This window comes from Psychromonas antarctica (assembly GCF_022267535.1).
GTDB classification, from domain to species: Bacteria; Pseudomonadota; Gammaproteobacteria; order Enterobacterales; family Psychromonadaceae; genus Psychromonas; species Psychromonas antarctica.
This window is the reverse complement of the sequence record NZ_JAHNZV010000070.1, coordinates 1-15,353: the sequence shown is the minus strand read 5'-3', so window position 1 is coordinate 15,353 and position 15,353 is coordinate 1. Positions and strand designations below refer to the sequence as shown.

Here is a 15,353-nt window from a genome sequence, read left to right as displayed (position 1 = left end):
AAGTTCAATTTTTTTTACATTTATTAAAAATAATTTGAAGAAAAGAGAAATTTAGCGCGAAAAGTATTTTTTGATATCTCTCGCAGCCCTTGTATAGCTTGAAAATTATTTTCACCGAGAATTGCTGAAATTTTCATTTGTAATTGACTTTATGTTACTACATTGGTACGAAATAGGTGGGTTTATACCAATTTTCCTATCAAACCATAAAAAATATGCCTTTTCACTGGTTGATTTTGGTGTTTAGGCAAAGGTATTGCTTTTTATTGCTTTTTATCGCGTTCCAAGCCACTGCACTTATATACCCAAACTGCCTGAATATATAATAACAAGTGACTTGGGCATAGTTATTACCCTCTAACAACCATCACTCTGAATTTACGGCCTTTAAGTTTTCCTTCACTTAATTTTTTAAATGCGGTTTTAATGGTGTCTCTTTGCACTGCGACATAAGTCCAATTATCGGAGACTTGGATTTTACCCACTTCAGCGCCGGTTATACCGTCTTGCCCTGTTAATGCACCAACAACATCGCCTGGACGAATTTTTTGTTTTTTACCACCTTCGATACGTAGCGTTATCATGGTCGATTGCAGAGGAGGGGTATCTAATACTTCAGCAGAGGGCAGTTGTTCATCTTTAATATTGCGATCTAGGTAATCTTCAAGTAGAGCAATGCGATGATTATCTTTACTGCTATAAAAAGAGAATGCCAATCCTTTACTGCCAGCTCGCCCAGTTCGTCCGATACGGTGGACATGTACTTCTTGATCATGGGCGATATGGTAGTTAAAAACAGCGCTGAGATTATCAATATCTAAACCGCGAGCCGCAACATCTGTGGCCACTAATATACAGGCACTTTTATTTGAAAAACGGATCAGCGCTTGATCTCGCTCTTTCTGTTCTAAATCCCCATGTAATGATATTGCGCTGAAGCCGCGATTAGCGAGCTCATCTGCAACCTCTTGTACTTCACGTTTTGTATTGCAAAATACAACTGATGACTCAGGTTGATGTTTTTGTAGTAACAAACGTAATGCGATCATGCGCTCTTCATTATTTTCAACTTTATAAAAGGCCTGTTTAATAATATCGTTATTATGCGTTGATTCAACTTTGACGGTGATTGGATCGATAAGAATACGTTTGCCAATATTATTAATTTGATCTGGAAAAGTAGCACTGAATAATAAAGTTTGGCGATCTTTAGGTGTTTGATCGATGATCGAGTCAATTGAATCTTGAAAGCCCATATCGAGCATACGGTCAGCTTCATCTAAGACTAATATTTCTAAATCATCTAAGTTTAATGTGCCTTTACGTAAGTGATCTTCGATTCGTCCCGGCGTCCCGACGATAATATGTGCGCCGTGTTCAAGCGATCCAATTTGCGGGCCAAAAGGGACTCCGCCGCATAACGTCAGTACTTTAATATTGTGAATGGTACGGGCAAGTCGGCGTAACTCTTGCCCTACTTGATCGGCAAGTTCTCGTGTCGGACACAAGATTAATGACTGAATACGGAAGCGTTTGACATTGAGTTTTTCAAGTACACCTAAAGCAAATGCAGCTGTTTTACCGGAGCCGGTTTTCGCTTGAGCAATAATATCTTTACCCGATAAAATATGCGGTAAACTTTGTGCTTGAATATCAGTCATAGAGTGATAATCAAGTGATTCTAAGTTTTTTAGTAAGTCTGCATGTAATGCTAATGTAGAGAAGGGTTGTTGACTCAAAATGACATTCCTGTGTTGAACGAAAAGGCGTCACTATAGCAGCATGTGAACTCCTTCACAAAGCGCTTTGTTGGTAATAAAAAATTAGTAAAGATCTGGCTCTGCAGGGGGGGGGACTCAGAAAAATCAATAATAGTCGCTTTCCTACGCGGCGCATGGGAAAGCGGATAACTAATAGCTGTTTTTACTCGTTTACATTAATGGCACAAAATTCTGCGCACAGCAATTAATGGCAGCAACAGAAACACCCACAAACCCATTGAACCAGAGGAGCGCTGTACCTCTTCCTCAGAAACAACACTACCAACTAGACTGGATTGCTGAGGGATACTACTGTCAATCGTTGAGCTAACTGTAATAACAGCAGATTGCAGTCTTTCTTCGCTCGGTGTGTAAGTGACACTGAATTGGCAACTGCTATATGCATCGATGCTGCTGCATTCACTCGCGTCAAAAGTAAAACTGTCTGACCCCGTAAAGTTATAAGTAAAATATGCAGTACTGGCAGTATTATTCTCCACGCTTATTAGCTGTATATCACTGTCGCCTATACTGGACGTATAAAAAGTGCTGTTTGTCGTAACCCAGAAGGTACTCGTTACCATGTGTATCCAATCAGAAAAAGCCCCAATGCGAGTATAAACGCCGGGGTAGCCTGGTGCTGCACAACCATAGCCCCAACTGACAATGCCCACTTGCTGCCAGCCGGTGTTGCTATACACCATTAGCGGGCCGCCACTATCACCCTGACAAGAATCTTTTCCACCATCAGGCTCACCTGCACAAAGCATATTTTCAGTATACGTTGATCCGAGGCTTTCAAAGCATTGCTGATCTGAATTAATCGGCACGACGACTTCACGCAAAACATCGGGGTAAGCGGGATCAACAATGTCACTGCCATCAACAGTAACAGCAACGGTTGAGCCCCAACCGATAACGGTGGCTGGTATTCCTAAGTCAATCCAGGAAACTGTTTGTGACAGGCTTGCCAGCGGGAGAGTGATATTTGTGACTGGCTTGGATAATTTAAGCAGGGCAATATCACTATCCTCTTTTTCTCTATCCTTTGGATCATAATCGGGATGAGTAAATATCTGCTCAATGTTAGTTGCCAGAGTGATGGGTTGTGAAGATAACTCATACTCACCCACTGTCGCGCTTATAAGGCTAGCTTGAATTTTTTGATCTGAATCGTTATACATGCAGTGCGCCGCTGTGATCACCCATTGTGGCGCAATTAATGAACCGCCACAAAAGTGGCTATCTCCATATATATAGCTTTTGTATTTTAAGCTAACAACTGATGGCCACTGTTGTTGATTGAGACTTTCACTGCCACCCACTATATTATTGACGAATGTCGACTCAGTTGTTGAACATAATGCAGGAACAGAAACCAATAGTAGGGTGATTGCTAAGAGGGGAGATTTCATTTTAAATCCTTTTGTTAGTGCTTATCTATATTGTAGCGCATCATCTGATTTCGCCTAATAGCCGTATATAAAGCTACCAGTGCCATGGCTAAGGTTCGAGGTGTTGTCGTTCGTAGCTATTACGTGGTTAAAGCAACAGGCTGCTCTCGCGAACAGCCTGTTGAACTTTTTTGGGACAATCACTAGCCAACTCGTTCTACCGTTAATAAGCCAACTTCCATGCTGGTTATCTGCACTTCGGTACCAGCAGATAATGGCGTTGTTGCTCTGACCTGCCAGTTGATACCTGAGTAGCGATGGGTGATCGTTTGCCCGACGGGCAAATCCGTATTTAACAAAAAACGATGGCCGATCATATCATTATCAACCTGATTGACTTCAATCTTGTTTTGAATACGTTTCATCGGCTGCCAAAAAACTAAAGCAAAGACCGTCGATATAATTGCCGTTGCTAACAATGCATTAGGGACTGTTTCAGGAAGCAATCCAATCCACATTAATATACCCGTTGTTATGGTTCCGATTCCAATAAAAAACAAAACAAAGGTCGAGAGACCCAGTACGAGTACTTCGATTGCTAATAAAAGCAATCCAAGCACCACTAAGGTTTGTGCCAAATTCGAAGAAACATATTCCATAATTAGCCTTTATTTAAGCTATTAATGATAGTCATCGCTTGTGCAACTATAGAGGCTGCATCATTACTGCTGTCGGGTAATAATACCACCGATGATTCTTTGGCAATGGCCGCTTTAGCTGCAATCGCTCTAGTTGCTAAGTCTAGTTGAATGGCTTTTTGACCTTCTTCAGTATTCGCAGCCTCACCAACCTTATGTAATGCTTCGGCCTGAGCCAGCGCAACCGCAACGATCGCTTGAGCTTCACCCTCTGCGCGTAACACCCGTTCTTCTTTATCTGCTTCAGCTTTTAAAACCACTGCACGCTTTTGACCTTCAGCAACGTTAATCGCAGCTTGTCTATCGCCTTCTGACTCTAATATTTGTGCACGCTTGACACGTTCCGCTTTCATTTGCGCTTCCATCGCTTCCATTATAGATTGCGGTGGCACGATGTCTTTTATTTCATAACGTAAAACTTGAATGCCCCATGGGCCAGAGGCTTCATTAATTGATGCAACAATATTGGTATTGAGTACATCACGTTCTTCAAATGTTTTATCAAGCTCCATTTTACCTAATTCAGAACGCATGGTTGTTTGCGCTAACTGTGTTACTGCGAACACATAATCATCAACCCCATAACTTGCTTTATATGGGTCTAGTACACGGAAATAAAGCACGCCATCAACACTTAAAGAAATATTGTCTCGGGTGATTGCACTTTGACTTGGTACATCGACAGCTTGTTCTTTTAATGAACGGTCAGCACCAATGTGATCAATAAATGGAATAAGAAAATTTAAACCCGCTTCTCGAGTCGATTGATATTTGCCAAAACGTTCAATTAAATAAGCTTGGTTTTGTGGTACAAAAATGATTGATTTTTTTAAGATCACTATCGCCAAGATGAGAATGAAAATCTCAGGCCTCAGCAAATATTCAAATAACATGTTCATATTATATCCCGTTAGTAAAATAAAAGTGTTTATCATAATAGCCTGTTGTATCAATAAGTAAAACAATTACATGACACATTTGTCTACTACGCTACATTAATATAGACAGCGTAAGAATAAACTTTATTTTTGTTTTGATTTGACGGTGTTTTGTGTTTTTTAGCGGAAGAAGTAAGCGGGGGGCGGGAAAGTACGGCTAGCGGATTAAAGCTAAATTTTATTATTCTTTAGGTCTAAAATTAGGTTGTGCATTGACCAGTTTTTAAGATGCGGGTGTTGATAATAAGGGGGGTATTTCCCCCTTATTTAAGGTTGTTAGGTAAACAAACAGCCTTATTTATCTGCACGGCCCATAAATTTATGCTCTGCAGTATTTATTTTAATTTTGTCGCCCGTTGAAATATGCTCTGGCACTTGGATAGTTAGGCCCGTAGAGAGCGTAGCGGGTTTAGTACGAGCAGTCGCGGAGCCACCTTTAATTGACGGTGATGTTTCAACAATCTCAAGTTCAACACTCGAGGGTAATTCAATGGCAACTGGGGCGCCATCAACTAAAACAACTTGAATACCTTGTGTGTTTTCATCGATAAAGAGCACTTCATCAGCGATGATATCTTTATTCAAATTGTAGGGGGTGTAGTCTTCATTATCCATAAATACGAGTTCTTCACCATCAAGATAAGAATACATCGCATTTCGACGAATTAAATCTGCCAATGGGAGCATATCGCTATCTTTGAATGTTTCATCAAGCTTTGAACCGGTGACTACATCGTACATGCGCATACGATATAAGCTGCCACCCGAACGCCCTTGTGGAACAGAGCGTTCAATGTCTCTAATAATATAAACACTGTTGTTATACTCGACAGCAGTATTTTTTTTAATGTCACTTGCCTTAGGCATTATCCTTTCCTTACATGTTGTTTTTAATAATAAATATATAGTTGCTGTTAAATACAGCGAACCGGTTTTGGTAAACCGGCAATTTTAGTGGCTTGTTTTGCCGGTCCGTTTGGAAACAAACGATATAGATAGCGACTATTGATCGTTTCTTTTCCGTAGCGCTTTTCCATCGCTTTTACTAATGCGCGGATCGCCGGCGAGGTATTAAATTCCAGATAAAAGTCTCGCACAAAGTTAATCACTTGCCAGTGTTGCTCACTTAGAGAGATTGATTCCCCTTCCGCAATATAAATCGCGAGTTGCTCTGTCCATGATGCCGGATCTAGGAGGTAACCTTGTGGATCTGTTGGGTACTCTTGCCCATTAAATAACAAATTTACGCTCCTTTATCTGCTATCAGTAAGTTTTACAGCTGAAGTTTACCCGTAAAAGTAGGTTTATATCTAGTACCATTAATGCAAATAAAGGAGACTATTCAACAAATAAGTGCTTTTTACCTGATAAATTTATAATGGATGTCGTGATTTGGAGATAATTATCACGCTTTGTACTTCAAGTATCGAGTGGCAAGCAGCTAAGTGTGATCCTGAACTTTTAGATTTTTGTCTGTCTAAACATTGTATGGTTAACGGATAATGTGATCCTATTTCCGTTTTAATTCGTAATAACTGCTGATATGCAGGGGGTGAAACATCTTCTGGATATATTTTATGTAGATATACTTTGCCATACAGTATTTATTAGCATAAGACTTTTTAATACAAACTATTTATTGAGTTTTTTAGTCATTAATAAGCTTAAATTGTGCTGTTAAGGTAGGCTAATAGAGATTGAAATGAACCATAATTGGGGTTAGTGATGGATATAAATCAACTTAAAAAACGTAATTTGTTGCAAGTATTTGATTTAATAACTACCAAGGGAAGTAAACACGATGGGGTTCATGAACTTTTAGGTATTCGTGCATCCCATGATTTCGACGGATATACCTGCTGGTTAGCGTATAAAGATTTGACTATCACCTTGCTGTTTCACGGGAAATACGATTTTGACTATCAAGACGAAGATACCCTAAAAGCATTTTTTAAAAAAATATCAGGATTGTTAGCAGATAAAGACAATTTATAGAAGGATACAAGTACCTTGTTAACAAATAAATTATACGGCGTGATATTCGATCTCGACAATACCCTAGTAAGTTCGTCTTTGAACTTTGATAAAATTAAAGCTGTCTTAGGCTGCCCCAGTGAAATTAATATATTAGATCATGTTAACTCTTTACCTCAACGCGATCAGCCTAGTGCCAATAAAATATTGGTTGACTATGAAATGCAAGATGCCCAGCAAACTGTGAAGCTTATTGGTGTTGATGACCTTTTACATTTTTTGTGTCAACGAAATATCCGCTGCGCTGTTGTGACACGCAATTGTCGACAAGCTGCTTTGCTAAAAATGGCAAATAATCGCATTCAAATCCCGCTGTTATTAACACGTGAAGATCATAAAGCTAAACCCGCCCCTGATGCTCTACTTTATATTGCCAACCACTGGCAGTTGTCACCTGAAAACATGCTGTGTGTAGGAGACTACTTATATGATTTGCAAGCGGCAAAAAATGCCAATATGTTGTCTTGTTTAGTCACCAATGGAACGGTCGTTGATTATGCTCACTTAGCAAATATCGTTGTTGCTAACTTGGCGGAATTAAAACAAAGTATTGCGTTGTCGTTTAGTACAACAGAGGCGGAACAAATTAGCGATTAATTTTACCAAGGGGTTTTTCATTTGTCTGTTGCGATCAATGCGGTTAGTGCAGATAACCTTGTAAGTGCTAATTTAATTGACAAAAAAAGGAGCCCAGAACTTATTATGATAGATTTTACGCAGCAACAAGCACGAATAAATTGGCGAATCAGTAATGATGACGTCATGGGGGGGGAATCCCAAGGAAATATTCTATTTGAACGAGATTATGGAGTGTTTACCGGCAATATTTCACTTGCAAACAACGGTGGTTTTAGCGCTGCATTTACAGCAGTGCAGCCACTTAGCCAAGAGGTGAGGGCTGTGACTATTGATATAGCAGGGGATGGGAATCGCTATCAACTGAGAATAATAACCTATGATAACGGTGAATCTACCTATTATTTTCATGAGTTTAATACTGTAACAGGACAACGACAAAAGTTAAGATTTGCGCTTGCTGATTTCCAAGCAACATTTCGTGGCAGACAAATAGCCAATGCGCCGACGCTTAAAGCAGAAGTTGTTGGCGAAGTTGGGTTCTTATTGACCACAAAGGAAGCGGGTGAGTTTTCTCTTTCAGTATTCGCTATTGATTTTATAAATGCATAAATAACGTTGTAGATAGGAGAAGACTATGAATAAAATTAATCCTAAAGCATTAATGCACAGTAAATGGACCAAGGTTGATGTGTGTAACAAAGAGAAACATTTTGTTATTACCCTGGTTAAATTTGATGAACAGCAAAATGTGATTGAGTGCATTATCGAAGCGGTAATGACTAAAAATGAATACCCTATTGAATGGCGCGAATTGAAATTGAGCAATAACTGGCGTATCGGTTGGCAATAGTTGCTTTATTGACCCTTAAAATTCTCCCGGAAAAGGCCAATAATGGTGTACATTGTCGTTGCGTTTCTTTGCATACGAGAGTATTCAACTTGTGATGATTATTGCCCACACATCCCTGTTAACTACCAGTTGATCGGTTTTCCTTGCCAATCTAGGTAACTTGCTTGACCATCTACGTCAGTTTCTTCAGCAATTTGTAGTATCTGTTTTGCAACAAACTCACAGCTAAATAGTTTATCGCTGGGCACGTTTTTTTGAAATGGTTTAGACAGTGATGTATCAGTCGTACCAGGATGAAAGGCTATAATTTTAATGTTTTTTCCGCACCGAGCTAACTCTATTGCTGTTGTCTTTAATAGCATGTTTAACGCCGACTTAGATGCTCGGTAGCTATACCAACCACCTAGACGGTTATCACTGATACTGCCCACGCGAGCGCTAAAGACAATTATTTTAGTCTCCATGCTACCGACTAGAATAGGCGTCAAATGTTGTATCCAGAGCATCGGAATGATTGCGTTTACCATCATCACTTGTTGAAAGGCACTGCTGCTGAATTCTTGTAAACGTTTTTCCGGTTGTACGCTGTTATTGTGTAATAACCCATTGCAAATAAAGACTTGTGTGATGGGGACGTGAATCTCTTGAGCTATTTGCAACACTGTTTTTTCGATAGTGTTTGCTTGATAATCTTTCACTGTTATTTTAGTCACATTATTATTAGGGAGCTTGCTATTAGCGATGCTCTTTTGTGGAGGGGAATCGTCGCTCAGATCTCTGCTTACCAATATCAGACCAGTATTAGGTGACAGCTGTACTTGCTTAGCGATCGCTTTGGCAATGTCGCTGTTAGCGCCGATGATTAACGTTTGTTGGTTTATCATAACAAGTTCCTGATGTGCAATTGCCGACTTTTACGCCGGGAAGTTTAGACAGACAGGTTGAAATCGGCTGCCTATATTTGGCCAATCCTAAATACCCCCAGTGGCTTAATGTTTTAATACCAGGCCAATTCAGTGGGGCGACCCAAAACCCTTTTCCTACTAACGTCCAGGCTCGGTGAGTCACTGCAAGCCCCAATAATAATTTACCCTGATAGTTGCCATGTAATATTTTCATTGCATCTGTAAAATTAATATCAGGATAAAGCGCTGCGAAATCATCTTGATGGATGTCTTCAAGAGTGATTAAATTATTTTTATCATGTTGCTTTAGATGCCTCATTTCTGTTGAGCACATCGGGCACTGCCCATCATAAAATATCGTTAGCATTACTTTTTCTCCCTACTAAAGATAAATGCGGATCTCACCATAAAAGATACGCAGCACTATGTAATAAAATGACGATCAGGGTCACCTGAAATCGCATTCTCATATAAGCCGGGTGTATATGGCATTGCTTATTTAGTTTGACCAACTTAGATTCGTATAAGAACAGTAACAAGTAATTTATCGCTAATATTATTAAGGCTAGGTGGTAATTAACCAGCAAAGCAAGAAACGCAAACAAACTAAAAATGTTACTGATAACTTGCTTGTTGTGGTGTTTTTTCTGTTCACTCGCTTGCCAAAGAGAGCCAGCAACAAAGCTTAAAATAATTGCACTATAGGCAATAAACAGTTGTTTCGTGTCTATCGACCAGTCCATATTTTGAATACTTAAATAAAAGCTGACTATAAAGGGAATTAAGCCCATATAAGCCAGTGTTTGCCACATTTTCATAACTTATCTCAAATAACTATTAACTTATTTTTCCATCCACATTCATTTTTGTCGGAAAACTTCCCGTTTGCGCATAACTTAAACGGGATAATCTTGTGCTCACGTGGTAACTATCTAATCCAGAAATAGAAACGCTATTTAATGCTTCAATATCAACATAGCCATCGCTTTTAATGGCGTCTTCATCACACAGAATGTCGGTTACTTCGCCGATCACTAACTGTGTGTCATTAAGTGTGATTGGCACTATATCGCGAAGCGTCAATAGATACTTAAGACGACTCTGTTTAACAAAAGGTACGTTGTAAGCGTCTATATAGTATTCAGATAAGCCTGTTTTTGTGAACTCACTATCCTCTCTTAAATAACGCGCTGAGGTTTGGTGTGCAGCTAAGTAGAAATCTTCGCTGACTTGATTAATAGTGTATTGCTTTGTCTGTTTAATGTTTTCTAACGTATGCCGGATAACACTGTGTGGGCGAGTAATAAATCCAATTAAAGCGGGCGAGGCCCCAAGGTGAAAAACTGAGCTAAACATCGCCAAGTTGGTTTGACCTTGGCTATTTACAGTGCCGATAAGATTGGCACTTTTAAATCCAGATAAACTGTTAATTAAACAAGCTCGATACCTATCTGGCATATTACTGAGTTGCTGAGAATTGATATGTTTCAATTGCTATATCTCACATTTGTTGATTGTTATTGATCCATACGAATGAGATCAACTTTAAGATCAATGAAAGTCATAAGAGACAGGTCCGGAATGCAATATATGATTCTTTATTTACGTATAAATACCTCATATTAGCGGTTCAAATTGAAGCACATGTCAGTACGAGGTTGAATTTGATACAAATTAAATTTTTATAAAAGAGTCAGATTTAATCATGAAGTGCATAACGGCTAGGCAGCTATAATTGCCATGTGTTCAGCCATTAACTTGGTTGATTTTTGTAATTTAGTATCTTTTTTGGCCTATCATTGAGCTCTACTATTACATCTTGAACTTCTGATCGCGAAACCTTTTTGAAGTCTGTTGATTTTGGCCAATATTGCCGGAATAGGCCATTGGTGTTTTCATTAGGTATAGATCACATTGCAAATCTTTAGTTAGCTCTTCATGGTAAGCAAGCTCTTGTTCATTATCTGCGGTAATCGTTAATACTGCATCTTTAAATAGTTTCAACAACGAAATTGTTGCTGCTGTTACTGTTTTTGCTGATTTGTCGTAGACACAGTGAAACTGGTTTGACGCTCTACAATGGTGATCAGGCAGGGTGCCACTGTGGCCTTTACCAATAATTTCGGAACGATCGACAAAATCCTTTTGTTGTAGCTGTAATGCACGAATATCAATACTGACCGGCAACTACAGGCCTTGATCCAACATTTAGATATTTGCTTTGATGCCTCATTTATTACCCACTCACCTGTTTTTGTTCTAATCGAATGATCCTCGATTAGCGGTAAAAAATCCATTGGTGGTACTATGCTTCTTTTAGGATGTTAGCAGCGGATCAGGGGTTTTTCCCCAATAAGTTCTCCCGTTTTCATATTAATCTTAGGATGATAGTAGAGAAGAAACTCGTTGCAGCATTGATCTTTTGTACACTTTCAAAGCTGTTTCTGATTGCACCCTCTTATTCAAGATCAAATAAGTGATAGCAATTTTTTCCTTTTTGTTTAGCAATATACATAGCCTGATCAGCATGACGTAATAACTGTTCGGGATCTACATTGTCAAGGGGGTAGAGTGTAACCCCTATACTTGCAGAAACTTTCAGCAAAGTATCACTCACCATTATTGGCATTGATGCGGCCTCTAATAAACGTTCTATCACAGGTTCAAAATCCTGTGTTTTATCCAAATCGGCTAAGATCACAACAAATTCATCACCGCCAAAACGAGATAACGTATCCCCATCGCGTAAAGCTTCTTTCATGTGATGTGATAGGCCAACAAGCAGCTCATCTCCATATTGGTGACCATGCTCATCATTGACTGTTTTAAAACCATCTAAATCCAGCAGTGCCACCGCGAGTGATTGTTTGTTTCGCTTACTTTGGGTTATAGCTTGATTTAAACGATCGTTTAGCAATAAACGGTTCGGTAGGCTTGTTAATGCATCATAATGTGCCATATTTTGTAAGTGAAGTTGCTGTATTTTTATTTCAGTGATATCGGTAAATAAGGCCACATAGGTTTGTATTTCCCCCGCCTCGTCATGCACTGCACTGATCGTAAATAACGCCGGATAGATTTCGTGATTTTTACGTTTGTTCCATATTTCTCCGTGCCAATACCCTTTATCAGACAACGTTTGCCATAGGTGGTTATAAAAAAGTGGTGAGTGACGGTTAGATTTGAGCATTCTAGTTTTTTTACCGAGTACCTCATTGCGTTCATAGCCTGTAATGGCGACAAATGTAGCATTAACATCAATGACAATTCCCACAGCATCGGTAATTATGATACCTTCTCTGGCATGAGAAAAAACACACGCAGCTTGTGTAAGTTTATCTTCAAGTTGTTTACGTTCAGTCACATCCTGTACCAATGATGTAACACCATCCAATGAACCATCAGGCGCAATAATGGGGGTGTTGTACCATTCGCAAACAATCCTACAGCCATTTTTTGTAACGCTTTCATTGAGATGTTTGCCGCTTTTTTGTTGCAGCAATAATGCGTAGAAAGTATTGATCTCATCACCATGTTTGGTGTCTAAAATAAGCTCCGAGGCTTGCCGACCTATGGCTTCATGTGAACGGTAACCGAAAATGTTTTCGGCTGCTCTATTCCACTCGGTGCAAATAAAGTTTCGGTCCCAAGAAATACAACCAAGTGGAGTGTTTTCAATGTGCCGTGATAGTTTCTGCTCGCTTTCTAGTAGTGATAACTGACTGTTTTTTAATTCTTGCTCGGCAAATAACCTTGTTTTAGCCATTGAAGCGAAGCGTTGTTGTAAATCGACAAGTTCAGAAGTGCCACATTGAGATATATTACAGACATTCTTTCCTAATTCTAAATTTTGGGTGGAATGTAATAGACATTTAAGCGGTATTAGCACGCTTTTGCGAATTCCCCACGTAGCGATTATGAGCATCAATACCACAAAGGTAAATAGGAATCCCACGATTTTTATTAAGCGGGCATTAATAACTGATAATTGTTCATCAAAGGGAATACCAACTGTAATGCTAATGTCGCTAAGCCCGCCATTCTCAGCTAATGGTCTACTCACAAATATTCTGAGATGGTTATCTGCGCTCTTGAAGGTTTTACTAGCATGACCTAAAGAAGAACTCCTTTCCAGTATGTTACCCAGAACACTGTAAATATTGGTGCCGAGTAATTTACTGTTGGCTGGGTAAGCCGCAATGATATTCTGTTCACGATCAGTAATATAGGCGACGGTATTTTCGGGTAAATGAGATTCCGCAAGGCGCTGACTCCACCAATCAAGTGATACCACTGCAACAACTAGGCCTACTACTTCATTATCGTTTTGATGAAACACGGGGTAAGCAAAGTTAATACTGGTAATCCCGATGGCGCGATCAACTTGGAACTTGCCAATAGAAAATTTTCTAGTGGCAAGTGCTTGCTGTATATAGGGACGATCCGCGACATTAACAGACTTTTTTAATGGGCTTGCATTACACAGTAGCTCGCCATCTGCACGCGGTGCGCCTAAATTTATATAACTATCATTAAGTTTCAGGATATTGGATAAAGTGGTACTACACTCATCTGATTTTAGATTTGATAATGCTTTCAGCGTAGACAAGACTTGTAAAAAATGTTGAGTTTTTGTTATTAACTGGGCTTGGTTTTCAGTAGTAACATTGACTACATTTATAGCCTGTTGCAATGATGCATTAATAGCCTCTTTTCGAGCGACAAAAGAATGGTAAATAAGGCATGCTAATCCCGGCAATGCGACTAATATGATCAACAGGATAAGTCTTGATTGTAGCGTCTGAAATAAACGTCTCATATATTTATGTACATCCCTAATTGATTCGCATTGTGCTAGGACAAACTTTAAATAGTTTATCTTGATACGAACGCTATAAATTCCAACATCGCTACACTTTTTTAATGTTAGTCTTATATCAATTACTGAAACACTATCTAGGCAATAAAATCGTTTCCAGAATATCATGCCGATAAATTGAATGATGCTCAGTATTTAGCGGAAGTGCAAAACACACTACTGATCAAATTCTAGCCCCGCTAAGTTTTTTTCCTTTTTACTGCTGCCGTTAAAATGAGATGTTTAACCTCACAAGCAGTAACGTAAGAAAATTATATTTAAGATCATCAAGTGTAAACTTTACTTTTCGAACTGATTTTGTTTATAAAAAGGTTAATATTGACCTAAATACATTCCTTCGGTGTTGCTGCAAATGCAGCCGCCATTGCTCTCGTCTGCTGCGTTTATATATTTCCTTCTCCGTATACTACTGTAGTAACGAATAGGTAATTAATTATAGTGCTTGTAAGTAAAAATTTCTTGCAGTTAAAATTTTGTCATCAGTTTATTTATCGGGAATTAAGTGAGGACATCCACAGTTTTTTGCCCGTAAGGCGAATAAAGAAGATAACTGCAAAGGACGCTTCTGGGAGGGGCGCTTTAAGTCGCAAGCGTTACTGGATGATAAGGCGCTACTAACTTGCATGGTGTATGTTGATTTAAATCCGGTGCGCGAGAAAATGGCAGAAACTGTTGAAGCCTCCGAATACACCTCTGTATTTGAACGCATTCATGGTGTTGCGAGTAGCGAAGATAAAGGCGAACAATATAATGTCAATAGACCCTTATTTGGCTTTATAGCAGGTGAATGTAACGAGCAGCCGCAAGGCATCCCCTATGATTTTATTGACTAATTAGAGCTTGTTGATTCGACTGGGCGTGTTATTAGAGCTGATAAAAGCGGTGCAATTAGTGCGCAAATACCAAGCATACTTAGTACGCTTGGTTTAAACAGTGAAACATGGTTAGAATTAGCCAGCAGTTTTGGCAAAAATTATCATGGCGCAGTGGGCTCACTCGAAGAACTTGCGCTTTTTGCTGAGCATATAGGTAAACGCTGGATATCAGGGAAAACACAATTACAGCGTATGCTCTATTAATATTCATTATCAGCAATCTACTCTCTGATTAGCACCTTGCTAAGGTGGTGAGACGTTTTAACTTCTTCAAAACTTCCCAGAATTAAACTCAGCAATAGAAAATATATGTTTTATAACTCAAGTTTCGGGATTCAAAACAAACAATAAAACCCAAATAACTCGATGATTTTAAAGAGGTTGATGTCTCATTGTGGTAAAATACTTGTTAACTAGACAAAGGATAATACAACAAGAGAC

Annotated in this window: 16 protein-coding genes and 1 pseudogene; 5 read left to right on the top strand and 12 right to left on the bottom strand. The window is 39.1% G+C overall.

What is annotated here, in order from left to right; genetic code table 11:
* Window positions 1-350 precede the first annotated feature (350 nt).
* The 6 genes from dbpA to KSO91_RS12550 form a co-directional block, all read right to left on the bottom strand.
* Entirely contained in the window at window positions 351-1,739 is a 1,389-nt protein-coding gene (gene dbpA, locus KSO91_RS12575) for an ATP-dependent RNA helicase DbpA (RefSeq protein ID WP_238743346.1), read from the bottom strand.
* A gap of 197 nt (window positions 1,740-1,936) precedes the next feature.
* The gene (locus tag KSO91_RS12570) at window positions 1,937-3,175 is read right to left on the bottom strand and encodes a trypsin-like serine protease (RefSeq protein ID WP_238743345.1); all 1,239 of its coding nucleotides are present in this window, start codon (window positions 3,173-3,175) and stop codon (window positions 1,937-1,939) included.
* Window positions 3,176-3,357: 182 nt separating this feature from the next.
* On the bottom strand, window positions 3,358-3,813 hold the full coding sequence (locus KSO91_RS12565) for an NfeD family protein (RefSeq protein WP_238743344.1): 456 nt from the start codon (window positions 3,811-3,813) through the stop codon (window positions 3,358-3,360).
* A gap of 2 nt (window positions 3,814-3,815) precedes the next feature.
* Complete coding sequence (locus KSO91_RS12560; RefSeq protein WP_238743343.1) at window positions 3,816-4,751, bottom strand: SPFH domain-containing protein; 936 nt, start codon at window positions 4,749-4,751, stop codon at window positions 3,816-3,818.
* Between the two features lie 333 nt (window positions 4,752-5,084).
* Window positions 5,085-5,657: an elongation factor P-like protein EfpL gene (gene efpL / locus KSO91_RS12555; RefSeq protein ID WP_238743342.1), complete on the bottom strand. Its 573-nt coding sequence runs from the start codon at window positions 5,655-5,657 to the stop codon at window positions 5,085-5,087.
* A 47-nt stretch (window positions 5,658-5,704) separates the two neighbouring features.
* Window positions 5,705-6,031 (bottom strand): TusE/DsrC/DsvC family sulfur relay protein, encoded by a 327-nt coding sequence (locus KSO91_RS12550; protein WP_238743341.1) that lies wholly within the window; start codon window positions 6,029-6,031, stop codon window positions 5,705-5,707.
* Between the two features lie 484 nt (window positions 6,032-6,515).
* Between KSO91_RS12550 and KSO91_RS12545 the strand changes: the two genes are divergently transcribed.
* The 4 genes from KSO91_RS12545 (at window position 6,516) to KSO91_RS12530 (ending at window position 8,253) form a co-directional block, all read left to right on the top strand.
* A complete protein-coding gene (locus tag KSO91_RS12545) occupies window positions 6,516-6,785 on the top strand; it encodes a DUF3081 domain-containing protein (protein ID WP_238743340.1) in 270 nt (89 codons plus the stop codon).
* A 15-nt stretch (window positions 6,786-6,800) separates the two neighbouring features.
* On the top strand, window positions 6,801-7,421 hold the full coding sequence (locus KSO91_RS12540) for an HAD family hydrolase (protein WP_238743339.1): 621 nt from the start codon (window positions 6,801-6,803) through the stop codon (window positions 7,419-7,421).
* 105 nt (window positions 7,422-7,526) lie between these two features.
* On the top strand, window positions 7,527-8,012 hold the full coding sequence (locus KSO91_RS12535) for a CIA30 family protein (RefSeq protein WP_238743338.1): 486 nt from the start codon (window positions 7,527-7,529) through the stop codon (window positions 8,010-8,012).
* A 25-nt stretch (window positions 8,013-8,037) separates the two neighbouring features.
* The gene (locus KSO91_RS12530; RefSeq protein ID WP_238743337.1) at window positions 8,038-8,253 is read left to right on the top strand and encodes a TIGR02450 family Trp-rich protein; all 216 of its coding nucleotides are present in this window, start codon (window positions 8,038-8,040) and stop codon (window positions 8,251-8,253) included.
* A 122-nt stretch (window positions 8,254-8,375) separates the two neighbouring features.
* On the opposite strand, the gene KSO91_RS12525 is transcribed toward KSO91_RS12530, so the two are convergent.
* The 6 genes and pseudogenes from KSO91_RS12525 to KSO91_RS12500 form a co-directional block, all read right to left on the bottom strand.
* On the bottom strand, window positions 8,376-9,137 hold the full coding sequence (locus KSO91_RS12525) for an SDR family NAD(P)-dependent oxidoreductase (RefSeq protein WP_238743336.1): 762 nt from the start codon (window positions 9,135-9,137) through the stop codon (window positions 8,376-8,378).
* Window positions 9,103-9,525, bottom strand: a complete 423-nt coding sequence (locus KSO91_RS12520; protein ID WP_238743335.1) for a thiol-disulfide oxidoreductase DCC family protein — start codon at window positions 9,523-9,525, stop codon at window positions 9,103-9,105. Before KSO91_RS12520 ends, KSO91_RS12525 begins: the two co-directional genes overlap by 35 nt.
* Before the next feature lie 34 nt (window positions 9,526-9,559).
* Window positions 9,560-9,976 (bottom strand): DUF3429 domain-containing protein, encoded by a 417-nt coding sequence (locus tag KSO91_RS12515; protein ID WP_238743334.1) that lies wholly within the window; start codon window positions 9,974-9,976, stop codon window positions 9,560-9,562.
* 19 nt (window positions 9,977-9,995) lie between these two features.
* Window positions 9,996-10,649, bottom strand: a complete 654-nt coding sequence (locus KSO91_RS12510; protein WP_238743333.1) for a flavin reductase family protein — start codon at window positions 10,647-10,649, stop codon at window positions 9,996-9,998.
* 230 nt (window positions 10,650-10,879) lie between these two features.
* Window positions 10,880-11,339, bottom strand: a pseudogene (locus tag KSO91_RS12505) (IS30 family transposase); the annotation flags it as partial.
* 277 nt (window positions 11,340-11,616) lie between these two features.
* Complete coding sequence (locus KSO91_RS12500; protein ID WP_238743331.1) at window positions 11,617-13,977, bottom strand: diguanylate cyclase domain-containing protein; 2,361 nt, start codon at window positions 13,975-13,977, stop codon at window positions 11,617-11,619.
* 683 nt (window positions 13,978-14,660) lie between these two features.
* On the opposite strand from KSO91_RS12500, the gene KSO91_RS12495 reads away from it, so the two are divergent.
* Entirely contained in the window at window positions 14,661-14,870 is a 210-nt protein-coding gene (locus KSO91_RS12495; RefSeq protein ID WP_238743330.1) for a hypothetical protein, read from the top strand.
* Window positions 14,871-15,353 lie beyond the last annotated feature (483 nt).

Excerpts from the sequence above, each read along its gene's own strand:
- KSO91_RS12570 (WP_238743345.1), bottom strand. The coding sequence starts at position 3,175 with ATGAAATCTCCCCTCTTAGCAATCACCCTACTATTGGTTTCTGTTCCT.
- KSO91_RS12565 (WP_238743344.1), bottom strand. The coding sequence starts at position 3,813 with ATGGAATATGTTTCTTCGAATTTGGCACAAACCTTAGTGGTGCTTGGA.
- KSO91_RS12560 (WP_238743343.1), bottom strand. The coding sequence starts at position 4,751 with ATGAACATGTTATTTGAATATTTGCTGAGGCCTGAGATTTTCATTCTC.
- efpL (WP_238743342.1), bottom strand. The coding sequence starts at position 5,657 with ATGCCTAAGGCAAGTGACATTAAAAAAAATACTGCTGTCGAGTATAAC.
- KSO91_RS12545 (WP_238743340.1), top strand. The coding sequence starts at position 6,516 with ATGGATATAAATCAACTTAAAAAACGTAATTTGTTGCAAGTATTTGAT.
- KSO91_RS12535 (WP_238743338.1), top strand. The coding sequence starts at position 7,527 with ATGATAGATTTTACGCAGCAACAAGCACGAATAAATTGGCGAATCAGT.
- KSO91_RS12530 (WP_238743337.1), top strand. The coding sequence starts at position 8,038 with ATGAATAAAATTAATCCTAAAGCATTAATGCACAGTAAATGGACCAAG.
- KSO91_RS12525 (WP_238743336.1), bottom strand. The coding sequence starts at position 9,137 with ATGATAAACCAACAAACGTTAATCATCGGCGCTAACAGCGACATTGCC.
- KSO91_RS12520 (WP_238743335.1), bottom strand. The coding sequence starts at position 9,525 with ATGCTAACGATATTTTATGATGGGCAGTGCCCGATGTGCTCAACAGAA.
- KSO91_RS12515 (WP_238743334.1), bottom strand. The coding sequence starts at position 9,976 with ATGAAAATGTGGCAAACACTGGCTTATATGGGCTTAATTCCCTTTATA.
- KSO91_RS12500 (WP_238743331.1), bottom strand. The coding sequence starts at position 13,977 with ATGAGACGTTTATTTCAGACGCTACAATCAAGACTTATCCTGTTGATC.
- KSO91_RS12495 (WP_238743330.1), top strand. The coding sequence starts at position 14,661 with ATGGTGTATGTTGATTTAAATCCGGTGCGCGAGAAAATGGCAGAAACT.